This window comes from Kocuria sp. WN036, assembly GCF_002287015.1.
GTDB classification, from domain to species: Bacteria; Actinomycetota; Actinomycetes; order Actinomycetales; family Micrococcaceae; genus Kocuria; species Kocuria rosea.
Genome location: NZ_NSKF01000004.1, coordinates 76,290 through 95,207 on the forward strand (window position 1 = coordinate 76,290; position 18,918 = coordinate 95,207).

Below are 18,918 nucleotides of genomic sequence, written 5' to 3' on the forward strand. Positions count from 1 at the left end.
CCGTCCTGCTCCGCCCCGAAAGGATCCCCCTCCATGCGCCTCACCTCCCGCGTCCGCGCCTCCGAGCTGCAGGGCCGTGCCTGGCTCAACACCGGCGGCAGGGACCTCGACCTCGCCGCGCTGCGCGGCAAGGTCGTGGTCCTGGACTTCTGGTCCTTCTGCTGCATCAACTGCCTGCACGTGCTCGACGAGCTGCGCCCCCTCGAGGAGCGCTTCTCCGACGTCCTCGTCACGGTGGGCGTGCACTCCCCGAAGTTCGAGCACGAGGCCGACCCGGACGCGCTCGCGGCCGCCGTGGACCGCTACGAGGTCCACCACCCCGTGCTCGACGACCCCGAGCTGACCACCTGGGACGCCTACACGGCCCGCGCGTGGCCCACGCTCGTGGTGGTGGACCCGGAGGGCTACATCGTGGCGCACCTCTCGGGGGAGGGCCACGTGCAGGGCCTCGTCACCCTCGTGGAGGAGCTCGTGGCCGAGCACGAGGCCCGGGGCACCCTGCACCGCGGCGACGGGCCGTACGTGCCCCGGCCGGCGCCCGAGGGGGACCTCCGCTTCCCGGGCAAGGTGCTGCCGCTGCCGGACGGCTCGTTCCTGGTCTCCGACACGGGCCACCACCGCCTGGTCCAGCTCGACAACGACCTCGAGACCGTCCGGCGGGTGATCGGCGCGGGCAAGGGTCACGCGGACGGCGACCCGGGGACCGCGCGCTTCACCGAGCCCCAGGGGCTCACGCTGCTGCCCGAGGAGGTGCGCGCGGCCGCCGGCTACGACGTGGTCGTGGCGGACTCCGTCAACCACCGGCTCCGGGGCGTGGACCTCGCCACGGGGCAGGTGCGCACGGTGGCCGGCAGCGGGGTGCAGCGGCTGCTCGACGAGGAGCGCGCGCGGGGGGCGGAGCCGAACCACATCGACCCCGAGGCCGACCCGCTGGAGGTCGCGCTGTCCTCCCCGTGGGACGTCGTGTGGTCCGCGCGGGCCGACCGGCTCGTGGTGGCCATGGCGGGCACCCACCAGCTGTTCTCGTTCGACCCCCGGACCGGCCGGCTCGCCGTGCTCGCGGGCACGGGGGACGAGGGGCTCAAGGACGGGTCCGGCGCCGAGGCGTGGTTCGCGCAGTCCTCGGGGCTCGCGGAGGACCACGAGGGCAACGTGTGGATCGCCGACTCGGAGACCTCCGCCCTGCGCGTGCTCCGGTTCGACGACGACGGGGCCGTCGCGGTCGAGACCGCCGTGGGCGAGGGGCTGTTCGACTTCGGCTTCCGCGACGGCGACGCCGGCGGGGCCCGCCTGCAGCACTGCCTCGGCGTGGCCCAGCTGCCCGACGGCTCGGTGGCCGTGGCGGACACCTACAACGGCGCCGTGCGCCACTACGACCCCCGGACCCGGCAGGTGGCCACGCTGGCCCGCGGCCTGGCCGAGCCCTCCGACGTGCTGCTGGACGTCTCGGGGGAGGAGCCGCTGCTCGTCGTCGTCGAGGCCAACGCCCACCGCCTGGTGCGCGTGCCGATCCCCGCCGCCGCCCAGCGCGTCGACGAGGGGGCGTCGCGGACCCAGCGGGCCCGCACCAGGCTCGCCCCGGGCGCGCTCGCGGTCGAGGTGCGCTTCGCGGCGCCGACCGGGCAGAAGCTCGACGACCGGTGGGGGGACCCGACGCAGCTGAGGATCTCGTCCTCCCCCGAGGAGGCGCTGGCCGAGGGCGCCGGCACGGCCCAGGGCCTGCGCCGGCAGCTCGTGCTGGCGGACGGCGTCACCGAGGGCGTGCTGCACATCACCGCGCGCGCCGCGGCGTGCGACGGCGAGCCGGGCGGGGAGATCCCCGACCACGCGGCCTGCCACCTCTACCAGCAGGACTGGGGCATCCCCTTCGTGCTGGACGCCGACGGGGAGAGCGAGCTGGTCCTGGACCTGCGCGGCGTCAACTGAGCGGGCTCAGCCGCGCGGGTCGACCCGCACCGTCGAGCCGTCGATGTCGAGGTCGGCGGCGACCTCGAACGGCACGGTGCGCTCGAGCCGTTCGACGTCCCCGGTGAACAGGTCGAGGGAGTCGAAGGCGATCCGCGCGGTGCCCTGCGCGGGCTCCAGGGCCCAGCCCCGGCCGCCCTCGGCCCCCACGACGATCTCCGGGTCCGGATAGGACTCGATCGTCCACTCCACGTCCCCCGAGACCCGGCCGTCGAACTCGAAGGAGAACGGGCAGCCGGACGGGAAGAGGCTGCCCTGCCCGGCGCAGCCGTCCAGGTGCTCCTTCAGCTGCCGGTCCACCTCCTGCTCGAGGGCCTCGGTCGGCCGGGCCTCCAGGACGATCTCCGCCTGCTGGCCCGGGTCGGTCAGCACGGTGCGCACCGGGTCGGCCGCCACGAGCTCGGACGTGTAGGAGGCCGTGTAGACGCCCGGGAAGAAGGCGGAGAACTCCGCGGAGGACTCCGGCAGGGCCACGGACATGCCGTTCACGTCGACCGAGGTGGCCCCCGGCAGACTGACCGTCACCGTGGGCAGGGGGGTCTCGTCGAACGCCCACACCGTGAAGAAGCCCCACTGGGTGTCCACGGGGTGGAGGGCGAACTCGGAGCTGTGCGGCTGGCCGTCGAGGGTGTAGTCCGCGCGGACCACGGCCCGCTCGCCGTCCTCCGAGACGGTGGAGACCTCCAGGTCCTCGAGGTCCTCGGCCGCGGCCTCGAGCGGGTCGCCGTCCAGCATCGCCGCGTTGGCCTCAGGGACGCGGGCGTTGAGCAGCCCCAGGGCCTCGCCGCCGTCGCCGTCCCGCAGGTCCTCGAGGTAGGCCCGCACGTCCGTCTCCGGACCGTACATGTACTTGTTCACCAGGGCGATGGTGACGGCGGCGGCCGCCACCCCGAGCAGCACGAGGAACAGCCAGGCCCCGAGGGCTTTCAGCACGCGGACGTTGGACTCCATCCGATCACGCTAGCCGATCGCCCCCCGGCCTGCGCGTGCACCGGGCCGGGCGGGGCCCGTCCGGGGCGCGGTCCGCCCCAGGACGGGTACGCTACGTGCCGCACCCCTTCCCCCGCCCGATCGTCCCCCGTCTGGAGCTGACTCCCCATGGCCGACTCCGTCCGCCAGGTCCCCGAGAAGTACGGACCCGTCCGCGCCGTGCTGCGTCCCCGGCTGGGCTCCTACGGCCGCCGCCTGCTCTCCTGCCTGGGCCCGCTGCTGGTGGTCGTGGTGCTCGTGCTGTTCCTCTGGGCGCGGCGGCCGGCCCCCGGCGTGGCGGTGGTGGTGCTCGTGCTCGTGCTCGCCGCCGCCGCCGCGTGCTGGCTCCGGCTGCGTCCCGTGCTGGTCGTCCGCACGGACAGCCACGTCCTGCGCTCCCGCACCGTGGGCTTCGCCGCGACGCCGCTCACGGAGGTGGAGCACGTCGTCACGATCGGGGCCCTGCACCGGGCGGCCGGCGCCCAGCGCTCGGCCGCCCGTCCCCACCTGTGGGCGGCGGGCCGCTCGGGCCGCCGGGTCCTGGGCCTCGACGGCGCGGTGTGGGACGCCCGCGCCCTCGAGGACGTCGCCGTGGCGCTGGGGGCGCCCCGCACCCATCTCGAGCGCGCGACGGCACGGGAGGCCGCGGCCCGCTGGCCCCGGCTCGTGCCCTGGGGGCTCCGGCACCCGCGGCTGCGCTCGGCCGCGTCCTCCGCGGGTCTGCTCGCCGTCCTCGCCCTCGTGGGGTGGTTCTCGCTCGGCCTGCCGGGCACCGGCTGAGTTCCCGGGCTCGCCGGCACCTGCCGCGCCCCTGGGCTCCCGTGCACCTGGCGCGCCCCGGACGCGCGGGAGCCCGCCGCCCCGGCAGCGGGCGGCGGGCTCCTCGGGCACCGGGCGGAGCGCCCTGTGCTCAGCCGGCGGCGGCCAGCTCCTGGCGGGCCCGCTCGATCTCGGCCTTGCGCTCCTCGACGGCCTCGCGGGTCAGCTCGGCGCCGGCCTCCTCGTCCCGGGTCAGGTTCGCCCCGGTCTCGGGGTCGAAGACGTGCATCCGGCGGGTGTCGACCCAGATCCTGCCCTTCGTCCCCCCGCGGATGCGGGAGGTGGCGTCGAGGGAGACGACGATCTGCGGGTGCATCTCGTCCCCGTCCAGCTCCTGCGCCAGCTCGTCGAGCTTCGCCTTGACCGAGTCGTCCTGGCGGTAGTTGATGTAGCCGTACTGCTCGTTGCCCATCCACTCCGTGTGGGTGAACTCGGTGTCGAAGACGGTGCCCCGGGAGGCGATCGCCTCGTCCACGAACTTGGCGTCGTTGAAGTGCTCGGGGCGCAGGCCGAGCAGCACGATCGACCCGTCCGCGGGCAGCTTCCCGGCGGCCTTCTCGGGGACCGGGATCTCGCCCAGCGGGGTGTCGAACACGCTGCCCTTCACGTGCGCCGGGAGGAAGTTCATCGACGGGGAGCCGATGAACCCCGCCACGAACAGGTTCGCCGGCTGCTCGTAGAGCTCACGGGGCGAGGCGATCTGCTGCAGGATGCCCTTCTTGAGCACCGCCACGCGGTCGCCGAGGGTCATGGCCTCCGTCTGGTCGTGGGTCACGTAGACCGAGGTGATGCCCATCCGGCGCTGGAGCTGGGCGATCTCGGTGCGCATCTGGCCGCGCAGCTTCGCGTCCAGGTTGGACAGGGGCTCGTCGAACAGGAACGCGTCGGCGTCCCGCACGATCGCCCGGCCCATCGCCACGCGCTGGCGCTGACCGCCGGAGAGGTTGGCCGGCTTGCGCTCGAGGTGGTCGTCGAGGTCCAGGGTCGAGGACGCCGTGCGCACCTTGCGGTCGATCTCCTCGTCGGAGAACTTGCCCTTGGACAGCCGCAGCGGGAACGCGATGTTCTCGTACACGGTCAGGTGCGGGTAGAGCGCGTAGTTCTGGAACACCATGGACAGGTTGCGCTCGCGGGGCTCCTTCTCGTTGACCCGCTGGCCGTTGATCAGGAGGTCCCCGGAGGTGATGTCCTCGAGGCCCACGATCATCCGCAGCAGCGTGGACTTGCCGCAGCCGGAGGGCCCCACGAGGATGAGGAACTCGCCGTCGGCGATGTCGATCGACACGTCGTTGACGGCCGGGAAGCCGTCGCCGTACTTCTTGACGAGGTGGTTGAGGGTGATGGATGCCATCTGGGACTCAGTCCTTCGTTCGGTTCGGAAGATGCGGGAGGTGGCGCGGGCTCAGCCCTTGACCGCGCCCTGGGTGAGGCCGGAGACGATCTGGCGCTGGAACAGCAGCACCAGCAGCACCACCGGGATGGTGACGACGATGGCCGCCGCGGAGATCGCGCCCGCCGGGTCCTCGAACTGTGAGGCGCCGGTGAAGAACGCGAGCGCCGCCGGGACGGGCCGGGCCGCCTCGGTGGAGGTGAGGCCGATGCCGTAGACGAAGTCGTTCCACGCGATGAAGAACGCGATGATCGCCGTGGTGAAGACGCCGGGCAGGGCCAGCGGCACGATGACCTTGCGGAACGCCTGCCACGTGGTGGCGCCGTCCACCTGGGCCGCCCGCTCGAGGTCCCACGGGATCTGCTGGAAGAACGCGGTCAGCGTCCAGATGGAGATCGGCAGGGTGAGCGAGAGGTAGGGGATGATCAGGCCGGGCCAGGTGTCGTACAGCCCGATCTGGCGCCACAGGTTGAACAGCGGGGTCACGATCGAGACCACGGGGAACATGGACACCGCCAGGGCGACCGTCAGGATCATCTTCTTGCCCGGGAAGTCCAGCCGGGCGATGGCGTAGGCGCAGAGCGTGGCGAGCACCACGGCCACGGCCGTGGCGATCAGGCAGATGCCGATCGAGTTGATCAGGGAGGGCACGAACAGTTCGCGGGCCTGCCCCACGAAGATCGAGGAGTAGTTCTCCCCGACCCACTGCGTGGGCAGGAACTTCCCGGAGGTCAGGTCCGCGGGCGTCTTGAAGGACGTCATGAGGATCGAGGCGACGGGGAACAGGGCGTAGACGAGGACCAGGACCGTGACGACGCCCCATCCGACCTTCTGCTTGGTGGTCATGGGTTACCTTCCCTTCCCGGCGCCGGCGAGGTCGACCTTGAACACCTTGATGGCGACGAAGGCGATCAGCAGCACGCAGACGAACAGGATCACGGAGATCGCGGAGCCGAGCCCGATCTCCAGTCGGCCGATGGAGGTGCGGTAGGCGAGCAGGGACAGGGTCTCCGTGCCGTACTGCCCCTGGGTCATGATGAAGATGTTGTCGAAGATGCGGAACGCGTCCAGGGCGCGGAACACCACGGCCACCATGATCGCGGCCTTCATGTTGGGCAGGACCACCCGGGACATCCGCTGCCACCACGTGGCGCCGTCGACCCGCGCCGCCTCGGTGTACTCGCTCGGCACCTGGGCCAGGCCGGCGAGCAGCAGGAGCGAGATGAACGGCGTGGTCTTCCAGATCTCGGAGGCCATGATCACGAACAGGGCCGGCCACTGGGACGCGAACCAGTTGAAGTCCGGGCCGATGCCCGGGACCCAGGAGAACCAGTTGTTGATGTAGCCGGTCGTGATGTCGAACGCGTAGAACCAGGCGAACGCGGAGACCACGGTGATGATGCCGTAGGGGACCAGGATCGCGGTGCGCAGCAGCCCCTTGGTGCTGCGGATCGCGTTGTTCATCACGAGCGCCAGGGCGAAGCCGAGGACGAGCTCCACGACCACGGTGACGATCGTGATGAGCACCGTGATCCACAGGTCCCGCCAGAACACCCCGTCGGTGAGGACCGTGGCGTAGTTGCCGAGGAAGACGAACTCCTTCTCCCCGGGGGCGGTGAGCCGGAACGAGAAGAAGGAGTCCCACAGCGCCTGCAGGATCGGGTACATCGTGACCAGCAGCATCACGATGAACGCCGGACCGGCGAGCATCCAGCCGAGCTTGCGCTCCGACCGGGCCCGGTCGGACATCAGCGGCTTCGCGCTGCGGCGGCCGGTCACGGGGGCCGGGGAGACCTCCCGGGGCCCGGTGCCGGGGGCGTTGGGGTTGACGACGGTGCTCATAGCAGCCGCTCTCCTCTCAGGACGGACTCGATGAACTCGGCGGTGAGCCGGGGCGTGTCCTCGGTGACCGACGCCGGCGGGGTCCACTCCTGCTGGATGGCGGTGGAGACCTCGTTGTAGAACGGCGTCTGCGGGCGCGGGGCCGCGTTGTCCAGGGACTCGCGGATCGTGGCGTACATCGGGTAGGCCTCCCGGACCTCCGGGTCCTCGTAGGCGGCCTCGGACGCCGCCGGGTTGCCGTTGCTCACGAAGTAGTAGGCCTGGTTCTCGGGCTGGACGATGCACTCGACCGCCTCCCATGCCAGCTCCTGGTGCTCGGACGTGGCGCCCACGCCGATGTTGATCCCGCCCAGCGGAGGAGCGGAGGGCTCGTCCGGGTCCACCCGCGGCCACAGGGCCCAGCCGATGTCCTCGTACACGGACCGGTCGACCGTCCCGCCCTCCACGGCGGCGGCGGTCGCCGCGTAGATGAAGGGCCAGTTGACCATGAAGGAGCCGTCGTCGGACTGGAACTGGATCATCGAGGCGTTCTCGTCGGCGGTCGGCAGGCCGGGGCCGCCGAGCCCGTCCTGGCCGATGGTCCCGACGATCTCGGCCGCCTTCCGGCCGGCGTCGGAGTCCAGGCCGATCGAGATCTCGTCGGAGGGGGCCTCCGGGTTCTCCACGATCGAGCCTCCCGCGGACGCCACGAGGGCGTTCACCCACACGGTCATCGACTCGGCCGACGTGCCCTGCACCCCGAGGTACTTGTCCTGCTCCCGCGCGGCGTCCATGATCTGGTCCCAGGTCACCGGCTCGTCCATGTTCAGACCGGCGGCCTCCGCCACGGACTCCCGGTACCACAGCAGCTGGGTGTTGGCCCAGAACGGCACCGAGACCAGCTCGTCCTTCCACTTCGCGCCCTCGAGGGGCCCCGCCAGGACGTCCTGGGTCGTGGCCTCTTCCACGTCCCCCGGCACGGGGGACAGGAAGCCCGGCTCGGCCAGTTCGGGGATGAAGGGCGGGTCCAGGCTCATGATGTCCATCGAGCTGTCCCCGGCGGCCAGGCGCCGGGCGAGCTGCTCGCGCTGCGACGCGGCGTCGCGCGGGAGCAGCGAGGTCTCGATGTTGTACCGGCCTCCGGACTCCTCGGAGCACTGCTGCGCGAGCTCCGCCTGACCGCCGGCGTCGGGGTTGATGTACCAGGTCAGGGTGGGGGTGGCGCCGGCGTCGGCGTCACCGCACCCCGTCATGAGTAGGGCACCCACGGCACCGAGGGCCGCGGCGGCGCTGAGCCGCCGCCTGCCCGGTGCTCTGTGGGGGTGTGAGGTGGTGGTCAACGGTCGTTCCTCCCCTTCGGCGATGTGGCGGTCCGCGAGGGGCGTCGAGCGGATCCTGTGGGACCCGGTCGGCGGGACGGTCGGCGGCGGGTGCTGCCGGTCGACCACCCCTGCACGGAGCCTTCAGTCTATGAGTGCGCTACCTCACAGACCAGTAATCTGACGGTTTGCATCGGTGTGCCGCCGTGGGTCCGGGCGTGTCCCGGTGCGCCCGGCTGTTCCCGCCTTGAACGGCGCCGGGTGCGGCCCCGCGCCGGGAGGTTCTGGGGCGCGGCGGGGCGGCTCAGGAGAGCAGCAGGGCCACGACCGCCATGGTCAGCATGGCGACCACCGTGGTGACGAGCACGGTGTCCCGGCACAGCTGCTCCGCCCGGCCGTAGCGCACGGCCGCCACGTAGATGTTCTGGGCGGTCGGCAGCGCCGCCATCACCACCACGGCGTAGAGGAGGGGGCCGTCCAGGCCCAGCACGAACCGGGCGAACAGGAACGCCAGCGCCGGGTGGAGCAGCAGCTTGAGCGTGCTGGCCAGCACCACGTCCCGGCGCGGCCCGGCACCCCGCCGCAGCGGGGAGGCGCCCACCAGGGAGATGCCGAAGGCCATCAGCATTGCCGGGATGGAGGCCCCCGCCACCAGCTCCACGGGCTCGTGCACCACCTCCGGCAGCCGCCACCCGGTGACGGCGAAGAGGATCCCCAGCCCGGAGCCCACGATCATCGGGTTGGTGACCACGTTGCCCAGGACGCTGCCGAGGCTGGGACGGCGGCCGTCGGTGAGGGTGTCCATGACGGTCAGGTAGACGGGGGTGTTGAGCGCCAGCTGGAACAGGATGACGGGGACCACCTGGGACGCGTCCCCGAGCACGAAGACGGCGATCGGGATGCCGAGGTTGGCCGAGTTCACCTGGGAGGCGGCCTGGGCGCCCATCAGCGTGGTGGCCGCGTCCCGGCGCAGCACCCACCGGGCGATCCCGGCGTAGACGAGGGTCGTGGCCACGGCGGACACGGCGGCCACCAGCAGCGGCGCGGAGAGGATCTGGGCGATGTCCGCCTCGGAGATGGTGAGGAACAGCAGCGGCGGGCTGGCCACGTAGAAGGCGAACTTGCTCAGCACGAGCTGCCCCTGGGGGCCCAGCACGCCCCGCCGGCCCACGGCGTAGCCGGTCAGGATGACGGCCCAGACGATGAAGAACCCCGAGAACACTCCGGTCACGGGACCCTCCCTCGCGCTGCTGCGGGTCCGCGTCCGCGGGCCCCTACAGTTCTATCCCATCACCGGCCCGTCCGCGGTCGGGCCGGTGCGGGTCACGCGGCGGGCAGGTCGGCGCGGGCGGCGCTCAGCGTCCGGGAGTGGGGCGGGCGGGCGACGCCGTCGAGCAGTGCCTCGGCGGGGTCCGACCCGAGGTCGACGATCCGGTTGTCCGCGTCCACGTGGACCACGGACGGCACGTGGGCGCGGGCCTCGGCGTCGTCCATCTGCGCGTAGCTGATGAGGATGACGAGGTCCCCGGGGTGCACGAGGTGGGCGGCCGCCCCGTTGATCCCGACGACGCCGGAGCCGCGCTCGCCGGCGATCGTGTAGGTCTCCAGCCGCGCGCCGTTGGTGACGTCCACGATGGAGACGAGCTCGCCGGGGAGGATGTCGGCGGCGTCGAGGAGGTCCTGGTCGACGGTGACCGAGCCGACGTAGTGGAGGTCGGCCTGGGTCACGACGGCACGGTGGATCTTGGCCTTGAACATGGTGCGCAGCATGACGGGAGATGTGCTCCTCGTGAGCGGGGTGCGGGTGACGGGCGCAGGGCCCGGGCGGTCGCCCCGGTGCGGATGCGGGGAACGGGGCGCGGGGACATCCTATCGCGCGGTCCCGGGAGACGACGAACGCCCCGGCCGGATGGGCTCGGGGCGTTCGGTGCGAGAGCGGCTGACGGGAATCGAACCCGCGTATCAGGCTTGGGAAGCGTGCGCTCTACCATTGAGCTACAGCCGCGCATCCGTGGTCCGTCCGGCGCGAGCACCGGACGAGGACAGCACACACTCTACACCACCCGCCGGGACGGGGGTGGGCACGGGGCGGCGGCGCAGCGCGGTCCGGCGCCCGGCCGTGCGATACCTTGGGGACCGTGCTGATCTCTGACCGCGACATCCGCCGGGAGCTCGACGGCGGCCGGGTCGTCCTCGAGCCCTACGATCCCGCCCTGATCCAGCCCGCCAGCATCGACGTGCGGCTGGACCGCTGGTTCCGGCTCTTCGACAACCACAAGTACGCGCACATCGACCCGTCCGTGGAGCAGCCGGAGCTCACCCGGCTCGTGGAGGTCGACCCCGAGGAGGCCTTCGTGCTCCACCCGGGGGAGTTCGTGCTCGGCTCCACCTACGAGAAGGTGACCCTCCCGGACGACATCGCCGCCCGTCTCGAGGGGAAGTCCTCGCTGGGGCGCCTGGGCCTGCTGACCCACTCCACGGCGGGGTTCATCGACCCGGGCTTCTCGGGGCACGTCACGCTCGAGCTGTCCAACATGGCCACGCTGCCGATCAAGCTGTGGCCGGGCTCCAAGGTGGGCCAGCTGTGCTTCTTCCGGCTGTCCTCGCCCACGGAGCACCCGTACGGGTCGGGCGCCTACGGCAACCGGTACCAGGGGCAGCGCGGACCCACGGCCTCGCGCAGCCACCTCGGGTTCTCCCGCACCCGCATCTGAGCCCGCACGGCCCGGCCGTGGCCGGCGGTGTGCCGGCGCCCCGCGGCCCGTGAACCGGCGGGCCCACGAACCGGCGGGCCCACGAACCGGTGGGCTCACGAAGCGGCGACGCCGTGGTGGGGGGCCGCCGCGGTCTTCGGGTCGCGCGCGCGCAGCAGCAGGAGCAGGCCGGCGCCGACCACCAGGAGGATCCCGAGGATCCCCCAGCGCTGCGCACCGAGCACGGAGACGAACACCGCGAACAGGGTGGGCGCCAGGAAGCTCACGGCCCGGCCCGTGGTGGCGTAGAGGCCGAACAGGGCGCCCTCCTCGCCGGTCCGCGTGAGCCGGCCGAGGAACGTGCGGGAGGCGGACTGCGCGGGGCCCACGAACAGGCACAGCAGCAGCCCGCAGACCCAGAACGCCGCCGTGCCCTCGAGGAACAGCAACGGGGTCCCGGCCAGCAGGATGCCGACGAGCGACGCCACGATGACGCGCTTGGGCCCCACCCGGTCGTCGAGCCGCCCGCCCACGAGGGCGCCCGCCCCGGCCGCCACGTTGCCGACGATCGCGAAGACGATGACCTCGCTCAGGGTGAAGCCGAACGTGCCGGCCGCGATGACGCCGCCGAAGGTGAACACCGCGTTGAGCCCGTCCCGGAACACGGCGGAGGAGAGCAGGAACCACAGCGTCTGCGGGGCGTCCCGGTACAGCTCCCGCAGGGTCTGCCACAGCTGGCGGTAGGAGCGGGCCACGGACGGGCGCGGTCCCCGGCGGGTGGGGCGGATCTCGGGCACCACCAGCAGGACGGGGATCGAGAACAGGGCGATCCACAGCCCCGAGAACAGGGCCACGGCCCGCACGTTGAGGGCGTCCTCCTCGGGGATGCCGAGCAGGCCCGGGGTGATGAACCCGAACAGCACGATCGTCAGGGCGACGATCCCGCCGAAGTAGCCCATGGCCCAGCCCTGGCCGCTCACCCGCCCGATGTGCTCGCGGCCCGCGATCCCCGGCAGCATCGCGTTGTAGTTGACCACCGCGAACTCGTCGAAGACGTTGGCCAGCGCCAGCAGGCCCACCCCGAGGTAGAGGTACGGCTGGTCGGGGAGGACCAGGAAGCACAGGGCCGTGAGCAGCGCCGTGAGCATCGTGTTGATCCCGAGCCACAGCTTGCGCCGCCCCGCGCCGTCGCTGCGCTGGCCCACCACGGGGGCCAGCAGGGCCACCACCACGCCGGCGGCCCCGATCCCGTAGCCCAGCACCTCCGAGGCGTGGTCCTCCCCGCCGAAGGGCTCGCTCGTGAGATAGACGGTGAACACGAACGTGGTCATCACGGCGTTGAAGGCGGCGGATCCGGCGTCCCACAGGCTCCAGGCCCACACGTGCGAGCGGCGCGGCACGAACGCCGTCGCCGGGAGGGAGGGGGCGGGGGCGGGAGGGCCGGGGGGCGTGGCGTCCATGGCAGTCATGCTAGGCCCGCGGTGCCCGTCGCGGAGGGCGGCCTCGCCGGAGGACCGCCCGGCAATCCGGGTTCCGCCCAGGAAACCGTCCGGGAACGTACAGGAGCTGTCAGGACATGCGAGCGGGGGCGGCAACACCCCTTTGATAGGGTGGAACACCCGGGTGCGCCCCGGCCACCCCGTGCTCGCACAGGTCCTCCGTGCCCGCGTCCGGGCCCCTCGACGCCCGCCCGCCGATCTCTTCCCCGACCTCCGGAGGCGCCTGATGACCGCTGTGCTCCTGCTCCACGCAGTGGTGGCCGCGGTCGCGCCCCTGCTGTTCGCACGGATGGGACGCAGCGCCTTCTACCTCCTGGCGGCGGTCCCGTTCGCCGGCTTCCTGTGGCTGCTGGGCTCCGGTCCGCGGGTCTACGGCCCGGAGGGCGGCTGGACCGAGGGCGGCGAGTGGATCCCGTCCCTGCGCCTGGACCTGGTGCTGCGCATGGACGCCCTCTCGTGGACGATGTCCCTGCTCGTGCTCGGTGTGGGCTCCCTGGTGCTGTTCTACTGCGCCCGCTACTTCAAGTCCGGTGCGAGCGGCATCGGCGGCTTCGGCGCGCAGCTGCTCGCCTTCGCGGGCGCCATGTTCGGCCTGGTGACCGCCGACGACATGCTGGTGCTGTTCGTCTTCTGGGAGATCACCACCGTCCTGTCGTTCCTGCTCATCAGCTACAGCCGGACCCGCCTGTCCGCCCGGCGCGCGGCGCTGCAGGCCCTCGTGCTCACCACCGCCGGCGGCCTGGCCATGCTGGTCGGCATCGTCATGCTGGGCCAGGCCGCGGGCACCTACCGGATCTCCGAGGTGCTCGCGGCGGCCCCCGAGCTGGCGCAGCGCGGGACCGTGGTGGACGTGGCGGTCCTCCTGCTCCTCGTCGGCGCCGTGACGAAGTCCGCGCTGATCCCGCTGCACTTCTGGCTGCCGGCCGCGATGGCCGCGCCCACCCCGGTGTCCGCGTACCTGCACGCCGCCGCGATGGTCAAGGCCGGCATCTACCTGGTGGCCCGCTTCGCCCCGGGCTTCGCCGAGACGGCGCTGTGGCAGCCGACCATCGCGGTGCTGGGGCTGGGCACCATGCTCTTCGGCGGCTGGGCGGCCCTGAAGCAGTACGACCTGAAACTGATCCTCGCCTACGGCACCGTCAGCCAGCTCGGCTTCCTCATGGTCATCGTGGGCCGCGGCTCCGCGGACACGGCGCAGGCCGGCATGGCCATGCTCCTCGCGCACGGACTGTTCAAGGCGACGCTGTTCCTCGTGGTCGGGATCATCGACCACCGGGCGGGCACCCGGGACATCCGCCGCCTGTCGGGGCTCGCCGGGCGCGTGCCCGTCCTGTTCGCCGTCTCGCTCGTGGCCGCGGCGTCCATGGCCGGGCTGCCCCCGCTGGCCGGCTTCGTGGCCAAGGAGTCCGTGCTGACCGCGTTCGCCCACGACGTCGAGGGCGCGGCGGGGATCGTGGTGCTCGCAGGGCTCGTGGTCGGCTCCGTGCTGACCTTCGCCTACAGCGCCCGGTTCGTGTGGGGCGGGTTCGCCCACAAGTCCGCCGAGTTCTCCGAGCTCGACGCCGGGGTCGGCGGCAGGGCCGTGGTCAGCGACATGCAGCGGGTCGAGCCCGCGTTCCTCGCCGCGCCGCTCGTGCTCTCCGTGCTCACCGTGGTCCTCGGCCTGTGGCCCCAGCCGGTCGACGCGATGCTGCAGCCCTACGTCGAGCAGTTCCCGGCCGTGGAGCACGACTTCTACCTGGCCCTGTGGCACGGGTTCACCCCGGCCCTCGGGTTCTCCGCCCTCATCGTCGCGGGCGGGATCGTGCTCCACCTGTTCCGGCGCCAGGTCGCGGACCTCCAGCGGGCCCTGCCGTCCCTGCCCCCGGGGGAGCTCGTCTACCGGCGGGTCGTCAACGTGCTGGACCTCGCCGCCGTGTGGATCACCGGCCGCACCCAGCGCGGCTCGCTGATGTTCTACCTCTCCGTCATCCTGATCACGGCCATCGTCGTGCCGCTCGTGGCGCTGATCGCGGAGGAGACCCCGCCGCTGGGGTCGCTGCGGGTCTCCGACGGCCCGGGCCAGCTGATCGCCGGCGCGGCCATGGTCGTCGCGGCCCTGCTGGTGCCCCTGGCCCGCAAGCGCTTCCTCGCGGTGCTGCTCGTGTCGGTCACCGGCTACGGGCTGGCCCTCATCTTCGCCTTGCAGGGCGCGCCGGACCTCGCCCTGACGCAGACGCTCGTCGAGACCGTGCTGCTCGTGGCGTTCGTGCTCGCGCTGCGCTCGCTGCCCGCCCCCCTGTGGCACCGCAACCCGGCCGGGCGCCGGCTGCTGCGCGGCACCATCGCGGTGACCTTCGGGCTGTTCATGATGGCGCTCGCGGCGTTCAGCATCTCCTCCCGCACGGCCGACCCGATCTCCCTGGAGCTGCCCCGGATGGCCTACGAGCTCGGTGACGGCCAGAACGTCGTCAACGTGATCCTCGTGGACATCCGTGCGTGGGACACGTTCGGGGAGATCTCGGTGCTCGTGCTCGCCGCCACCGGCGTGGCCTCCCTGATCTTCGTCACGGGGCGCGGGGACCGCATCGTCCGCTCCGGGGACGATCCCACCACCGACCAGCTGCGGGTGATCCGGCGGCGCAACGCCGCGGCCGTCTCACCGGGCGGCGAACCCCTGGACGTGGGCCTCGCGCGCCGCGACGACGACCTCGAGGACCCCTACCTGCTCGCCGGGAGGACGATGGCCCCCGAGCGGCGCTCGATCGTCTTCGAGGTCGTCACCCGGCTGCTGTTCCACACGTTCATGATGGTCTCGCTCTACCTGCTGATCGCCGGGCACAACGACCCCGGCGGAGGGTTCGCGGGCGGCCTCATGGCCGGCCTCGCCCTGACCGTGCGCTACCTCGCGGGCGGGCGCTACGAGCTGGAGCTGGCCACGCCGATCAACGCGGGCACGATGCTCGGGACGGGCCTGGCGCTCGCCGCGCTCTACGCCGTCACCCCGGTGTTCTTCGGCGGGTCGGTGATGCAGAGCTACACCTTCGAGGCCGAGCTGCCGCTCTTCGGGGCGGAGAAGTTCGTGACCGCCCTGATCTTCGACATCGCGGTCTACCTCATCGTGGTGGGGCTCATCCTGGACATCCTGCGCTCCCTCGGCGGCCGGATCGACCAGCGGATCGAGGAGGACGCGGTCCGCCGGCGGCGGCGCACCCCGGGGCGCGGCACACGCATCCGCGTCACACGGCAGCGGAAGGTGGCCGCCGGCGCCCCCGCGGGAGCGACCGCGGCGGCCTCCGCGACCTCGCCGACCGCGATCGCCCGGATCCGCACCGACGGAGGGAACGAGCAGCGATGACCGTGAACCTGACCCTGCTGGTCGTGATGGGCGTGCTCTACGCCGTGGGCGTGTACCTGCTGCTCGAGCGCTCGCTCACCCGCGTGCTGCTCGGGCTGATGCTGCTGACCAACGGCACGAACCTGCTGATCCTGCACGCCGGCGGGGCCGCCGGCTCCGCGCCCCTGTACGAGGGGTCGATCGCCGCGGAGGACTACAGCGACCCGCTGCCCCAGGCCCTCATCCTCACCGCCATCGTGATCTCCCTCGCGGTCACCGCGTTCCTGCTGGGCATGATCTACCGGTCCTGGGTCCTCGGGCGCCGGGACGAGATCCAGGACGACGTCGAGGACCGGCGCGTGGCGCGGCAGTCCTCCTACGACATGGAGGACGACGCCGACGTCCCCGCCGACACCACGGAGTTCGACGACGCCCCGCGGCCCCAGGACCCCGGTGAGTCCCTGGAGACCCCGGGCGTGCGCGGCGTCGACGAGTGGGGAGGGAGGCGGTGACCGTCAACTTCGCCCAGCTGGCCCCCCTGGCCGTCATCATCCCGTTCCTCGGCGCGGCCCTGAGCCTGCTGCTCCTGCGGCGCAACGCCCTCCAGCGGACCGTGGCCATCGGCTCGCTCGTGCTCACCCTCGCGGTCGAGGCGCTCATCCTCGGCACCACGTGGAACCTCGGCCCGCAGGCCGTCCACCTCGGCGGCTGGGAGGCGCCCTGGGGCATCGTCATGGTCGTGGACCAGCTCTCGTCCCTGATGCTCGTGGTCTCCACGGTCGTCTCCCTCGCCGTGCTCGTCTACGCGAGCGGGCAGGGCGTGGCCGACGGCGACGAGGAGGGGCCGATCTCGATCTTCCACCCCTCCTTCCTGATCCTCGTGGCGGGGGTCTCCAACGCCTTCCTCGCCGGGGACCTGTTCAACCTCTACGTGGGCTTCGAGATCCTGCTGACCGCGTCCTACGTGCTCATGACGATGGGCGGGACCGTGCAGCGGATCCGCACCGGCGTGACCTACGTGGTGGTCTCGGTGATCTCCTCCGTGCTGTTCCTGATCACCATCGCGATGATCTACGCGGCCACGGGCACCATCAACATGGCCGATCTCTCGGTCAAGCTCGAGGGCCTGCCGGTGGGGACGCAGATGCAGCTGCACCTGATGCTGCTCATCGCGTTCGGCATCAAGGCCGCGGTCTTCCCGCTGTCCTTCTGGCTCCCGGACTCCTACCCGACCGCCTCCGCGCCCGTGACGGCCGTGTTCGCCGGCCTGCTGACCAAGGTGGGCGTGTACTCGATCATCCGCACCGAGACCGTGCTCTTCCCCGGGGAGCGGCTCGACGACCTCCTGATGTGGGTCGCGCTGCTCACCATGGTGGTCGGCATCCTGGGCGCGCTCGCGCAGATCGACATCAAGCGCATGCTGTCCTTCACCCTGATCAGCCACATCGGGTACATGATCTTCGGGGTGGCCGTGGGCACCCAGGAGGCGCTCTCCGCCACGGTCTACTACGTGGCCCACCACATCGTGATCCAGACGAGCCTGTTCCTCGTGGCCGGGCTGATCGAGCGCCGCGGCGGGTCCACCAACGTGGACCGGCTGGCCGGGATGGCCAAGATCTCGCCGCTGCTCGCGCTGCTCTACCTCGTGCCCGCGCTCAATCTCGGCGGGATCCCGCCGTTCTCCGGCTTCCTGGGCAAGACCGGTCTGCTGCAGGCCGGCGTGGACCAGGGCGACGGGCTGGCCTACGCCCTCGTCGCCGGCTCCGTGGCGGTGTCCCTCCTGACCCTGCTCGCCATGATCCGGGTGTGGAACCGCGTGTTCCTGCGCGCCCCGGAGGACGCGGAGTACCCGGACCCCATCCTGCTGGCCCCGGTGCCCGCCGGCTCCCGGTTCCTGCTGACCTCGGGTGCCGTCGACGACCAGGCGGGCCGCTTCGCGGGCAAGGGCGACGTGCGCCTGATGTCCCCCTCGATGCTCGGCGGCGCCTCGGCCCTCGTCGCCGCGGGGGTGGCCCTGACCGTGTTCGCCGGGCCGCTGTTCCAGCTCGCGGACAACGCCGCGGAGAACCTCGTCCGCCCCGAGCGCTACGTCGAGGCCGTGCTGGACCCCGCGTCCGCGCCGCGGCCCGTCGTGGAGGAGGCCCCGTGACCCGCCCCAAGAATTCCCTGCTCGTCGAGCTGCCGCTGCTGGTGTGGCTCGTGGTGGTGTGGGGCGCCCTCTGGGGCGACTTCGGCCCCGGCAACCTGCTGGTCGGACTGGTCCTGGCCCTGCTCGTCACCTGGGTGCTCTACCTGCCGCCCGTCCAGCTGTCCGGCCGGTTCAACCCGTTCCAGTTCGCCCTCTTCGCCGTGACGTTCGTGTGGCAGGTCGCCAAGGCGAGCTTCGAGGTGATGCTCATTGCGATCCTCGTGGGCCCGCGCGCGCGCAACGCCGTGGTCGGCGTCCAGCTGCGCACGCGCTCCGACCTGCTCCTGACGGCCACCGGCCACACCATGACCCTGATCCCGGGCTCGCTCGTGGTGGAGGTGGACCGGGCCTCCGGCACGCTGTACTTCCACGCGCTCAACGTCCGCAGCGCTCATGAGGCCGAGGACTTCCGCCGGTCCGCCCTCCGGGTGGAGGCGGCCTGGATCCGGATCATGGGCACCCCGGAGGAGCTCGCCGCCCTGCGGGCCGAGCGGGGCGGCGGACGGGCCTCCGGCACGGACCGGCCGGACAGCGCCGCGCTCAGCTCGCCGATCACCGCGAGCCTGCAGATCGTGGGCCGCCGCCGGGACGAGGTGCCCACCGGGTCCCCGGCGGACGCCCCGGGATCCACCCCCACCGACACCCACGAGGAGGACCACCCGTGATGCAGATCGCTGTGGCCGTCGCGGCCGTGCTGCTCAGCGCGGCCGCCGCGGGCACCCTCTACCGCCTCGCCAAGGGCCCCTCCCTGCTGGACCGTGTGGTGGCCACGGACGTGCTGCTGGCCATCGTCGCGGCCGCCCTCGCCGTGGACATGGCCTACCACGGCCACCTCAACAACCTGATCCTCATGGTGATCGTCTCGCTGGTCGGGTTCATCGGCTCCGTGACGGTGGCGCGCTTCGCCACCCAGACCGCCGAGCACGGGCGGTGAGCGCC

16 protein-coding genes and 1 tRNA gene are annotated in these 18,918 nt (G+C 72.2%); 8 read left to right on the top strand and 9 right to left on the bottom strand.

Annotated features, from left to right (window positions below):
* The first annotated feature begins 33 nt into the window (after positions 1-33).
* Complete coding sequence (locus CK505_RS04455; RefSeq protein ID WP_095650362.1) at positions 34-1,926, top strand: NHL domain-containing thioredoxin family protein; 1,893 nt, start codon at positions 34-36, stop codon at positions 1,924-1,926.
* Between the two features lie 6 nt (positions 1,927-1,932).
* On the opposite strand, the gene CK505_RS04460 is transcribed toward CK505_RS04455, so the two are convergent.
* On the bottom strand, positions 1,933-2,916 hold the full coding sequence (locus CK505_RS04460) for a hypothetical protein (RefSeq protein ID WP_095650363.1): 984 nt from the start codon (positions 2,914-2,916) through the stop codon (positions 1,933-1,935).
* Between the two features lie 147 nt (positions 2,917-3,063).
* Between CK505_RS04460 and CK505_RS04465 the strand changes: the two genes are divergently transcribed.
* Positions 3,064-3,714 carry a hypothetical protein gene (locus CK505_RS04465; protein ID WP_017832632.1) on the top strand — a complete coding sequence of 217 codons (651 nt, stop codon included), beginning with the start codon at positions 3,064-3,066 and terminating at the stop codon, positions 3,712-3,714.
* A 130-nt stretch (positions 3,715-3,844) separates the two neighbouring features.
* On the opposite strand, the gene CK505_RS04470 is transcribed toward CK505_RS04465, so the two are convergent.
* The 7 genes from CK505_RS04470 to CK505_RS04500 form a co-directional block, all read right to left on the bottom strand.
* Positions 3,845-5,104 (bottom strand): ABC transporter ATP-binding protein, encoded by a 1,260-nt coding sequence (locus tag CK505_RS04470; protein ID WP_017832631.1) that lies wholly within the window; start codon positions 5,102-5,104, stop codon positions 3,845-3,847.
* Positions 5,105-5,155: 51 nt separating this feature from the next.
* Positions 5,156-5,989, bottom strand: coding sequence for a carbohydrate ABC transporter permease (locus CK505_RS04475; RefSeq protein WP_095650364.1), 834 nt, complete (start codon positions 5,987-5,989; stop codon positions 5,156-5,158).
* A gap of 3 nt (positions 5,990-5,992) precedes the next feature.
* Entirely contained in the window at positions 5,993-6,892 is a 900-nt protein-coding gene (locus CK505_RS04480) for a carbohydrate ABC transporter permease (RefSeq protein ID WP_170122812.1), read from the bottom strand.
* An 89-nt stretch (positions 6,893-6,981) separates the two neighbouring features.
* Positions 6,982-8,304, bottom strand: a complete 1,323-nt coding sequence (locus CK505_RS04485; protein WP_017832628.1) for an extracellular solute-binding protein — start codon at positions 8,302-8,304, stop codon at positions 6,982-6,984.
* Between the two features lie 283 nt (positions 8,305-8,587).
* Positions 8,588-9,514, bottom strand: a complete 927-nt coding sequence (locus tag CK505_RS04490) for an AEC family transporter (RefSeq protein WP_095650366.1) — start codon at positions 9,512-9,514, stop codon at positions 8,588-8,590.
* 92 nt (positions 9,515-9,606) lie between these two features.
* Positions 9,607-10,053 (bottom strand): aspartate 1-decarboxylase, encoded by a 447-nt coding sequence (panD, locus tag CK505_RS04495; protein ID WP_017832626.1) that lies wholly within the window; start codon positions 10,051-10,053, stop codon positions 9,607-9,609.
* A gap of 164 nt (positions 10,054-10,217) precedes the next feature.
* Positions 10,218-10,288: transfer RNA gene (locus tag CK505_RS04500), tRNA-Gly, on the bottom strand.
* A 133-nt stretch (positions 10,289-10,421) separates the two neighbouring features.
* On the opposite strand from CK505_RS04500, the gene dcd reads away from it, so the two are divergent.
* Positions 10,422-10,997 (top strand): dCTP deaminase, encoded by a 576-nt coding sequence (gene dcd / locus CK505_RS04505; RefSeq protein ID WP_017832625.1) that lies wholly within the window; start codon positions 10,422-10,424, stop codon positions 10,995-10,997.
* A gap of 95 nt (positions 10,998-11,092) precedes the next feature.
* Here the strand turns inward: dcd and CK505_RS04510 are convergent, their stop codons facing one another.
* Positions 11,093-12,436, bottom strand: coding sequence for an MFS transporter (locus tag CK505_RS04510; RefSeq protein WP_095650367.1), 1,344 nt, complete (start codon positions 12,434-12,436; stop codon positions 11,093-11,095).
* Positions 12,437-12,701: 265 nt separating this feature from the next.
* Between CK505_RS04510 and CK505_RS04515 the strand changes: the two genes are divergently transcribed.
* From CK505_RS04515 to CK505_RS04535, 5 genes are read left to right on the top strand one after another with little or no spacing between them, the layout of a single operon-like run.
* Positions 12,702-15,812, top strand: a complete 3,111-nt coding sequence (locus tag CK505_RS04515; RefSeq protein WP_095650368.1) for a Na+/H+ antiporter subunit A — start codon at positions 12,702-12,704, stop codon at positions 15,810-15,812.
* Complete coding sequence (locus CK505_RS04520; protein ID WP_017832622.1) at positions 15,809-16,303, top strand: Na(+)/H(+) antiporter subunit C; 495 nt, start codon at positions 15,809-15,811, stop codon at positions 16,301-16,303. The genes CK505_RS04515 and CK505_RS04520 overlap by 4 nt, the downstream gene beginning before the upstream one ends.
* Positions 16,300-17,940, top strand: coding sequence for a Na+/H+ antiporter subunit D (locus CK505_RS04525; protein ID WP_095650369.1), 1,641 nt, complete (start codon positions 16,300-16,302; stop codon positions 17,938-17,940). The genes CK505_RS04520 and CK505_RS04525 overlap by 4 nt, the downstream gene beginning before the upstream one ends.
* The gene (locus CK505_RS04530) at positions 17,937-18,644 is read left to right on the top strand and encodes a Na+/H+ antiporter subunit E (protein ID WP_095650370.1); all 708 of its coding nucleotides are present in this window, start codon (positions 17,937-17,939) and stop codon (positions 18,642-18,644) included. Before CK505_RS04525 ends, CK505_RS04530 begins: the two co-directional genes overlap by 4 nt.
* Positions 18,641-18,913 carry a monovalent cation/H+ antiporter complex subunit F gene (locus CK505_RS04535; RefSeq protein WP_017832616.1) on the top strand — a complete coding sequence of 91 codons (273 nt, stop codon included), beginning with the start codon at positions 18,641-18,643 and terminating at the stop codon, positions 18,911-18,913. The genes CK505_RS04530 and CK505_RS04535 overlap by 4 nt, the downstream gene beginning before the upstream one ends.
* Positions 18,914-18,918 lie beyond the last annotated feature (5 nt).

Coding starts and splice junctions, on each gene's coding strand:
- panD (WP_017832626.1), bottom strand. CDS start 10,053: ATGCTGCGCACCATGTTCAAGGCCAAGATCCACCGTGCCGTCGTGACC.
- CK505_RS04460 (WP_095650363.1), bottom strand. CDS start 2,916: ATGGAGTCCAACGTCCGCGTGCTGAAAGCCCTCGGGGCCTGGCTGTTC.
- CK505_RS04455 (WP_095650362.1), top strand. CDS start 34: ATGCGCCTCACCTCCCGCGTCCGCGCCTCCGAGCTGCAGGGCCGTGCC.
- CK505_RS04470 (WP_017832631.1), bottom strand. CDS start 5,104: ATGGCATCCATCACCCTCAACCACCTCGTCAAGAAGTACGGCGACGGC.
- CK505_RS04475 (WP_095650364.1), bottom strand. CDS start 5,989: ATGACCACCAAGCAGAAGGTCGGATGGGGCGTCGTCACGGTCCTGGTC.
- CK505_RS04480 (WP_170122812.1), bottom strand. CDS start 6,892: ATGTCCGACCGGGCCCGGTCGGAGCGCAAGCTCGGCTGGATGCTCGCC.
- CK505_RS04520 (WP_017832622.1), top strand. CDS start 15,809: ATGACCGTGAACCTGACCCTGCTGGTCGTGATGGGCGTGCTCTACGCC.
- CK505_RS04510 (WP_095650367.1), bottom strand. CDS start 12,436: ATGGACGCCACGCCCCCCGGCCCTCCCGCCCCCGCCCCCTCCCTCCCG.
- CK505_RS04515 (WP_095650368.1), top strand. CDS start 12,702: ATGACCGCTGTGCTCCTGCTCCACGCAGTGGTGGCCGCGGTCGCGCCC.
- CK505_RS04465 (WP_017832632.1), top strand. CDS start 3,064: ATGGCCGACTCCGTCCGCCAGGTCCCCGAGAAGTACGGACCCGTCCGC.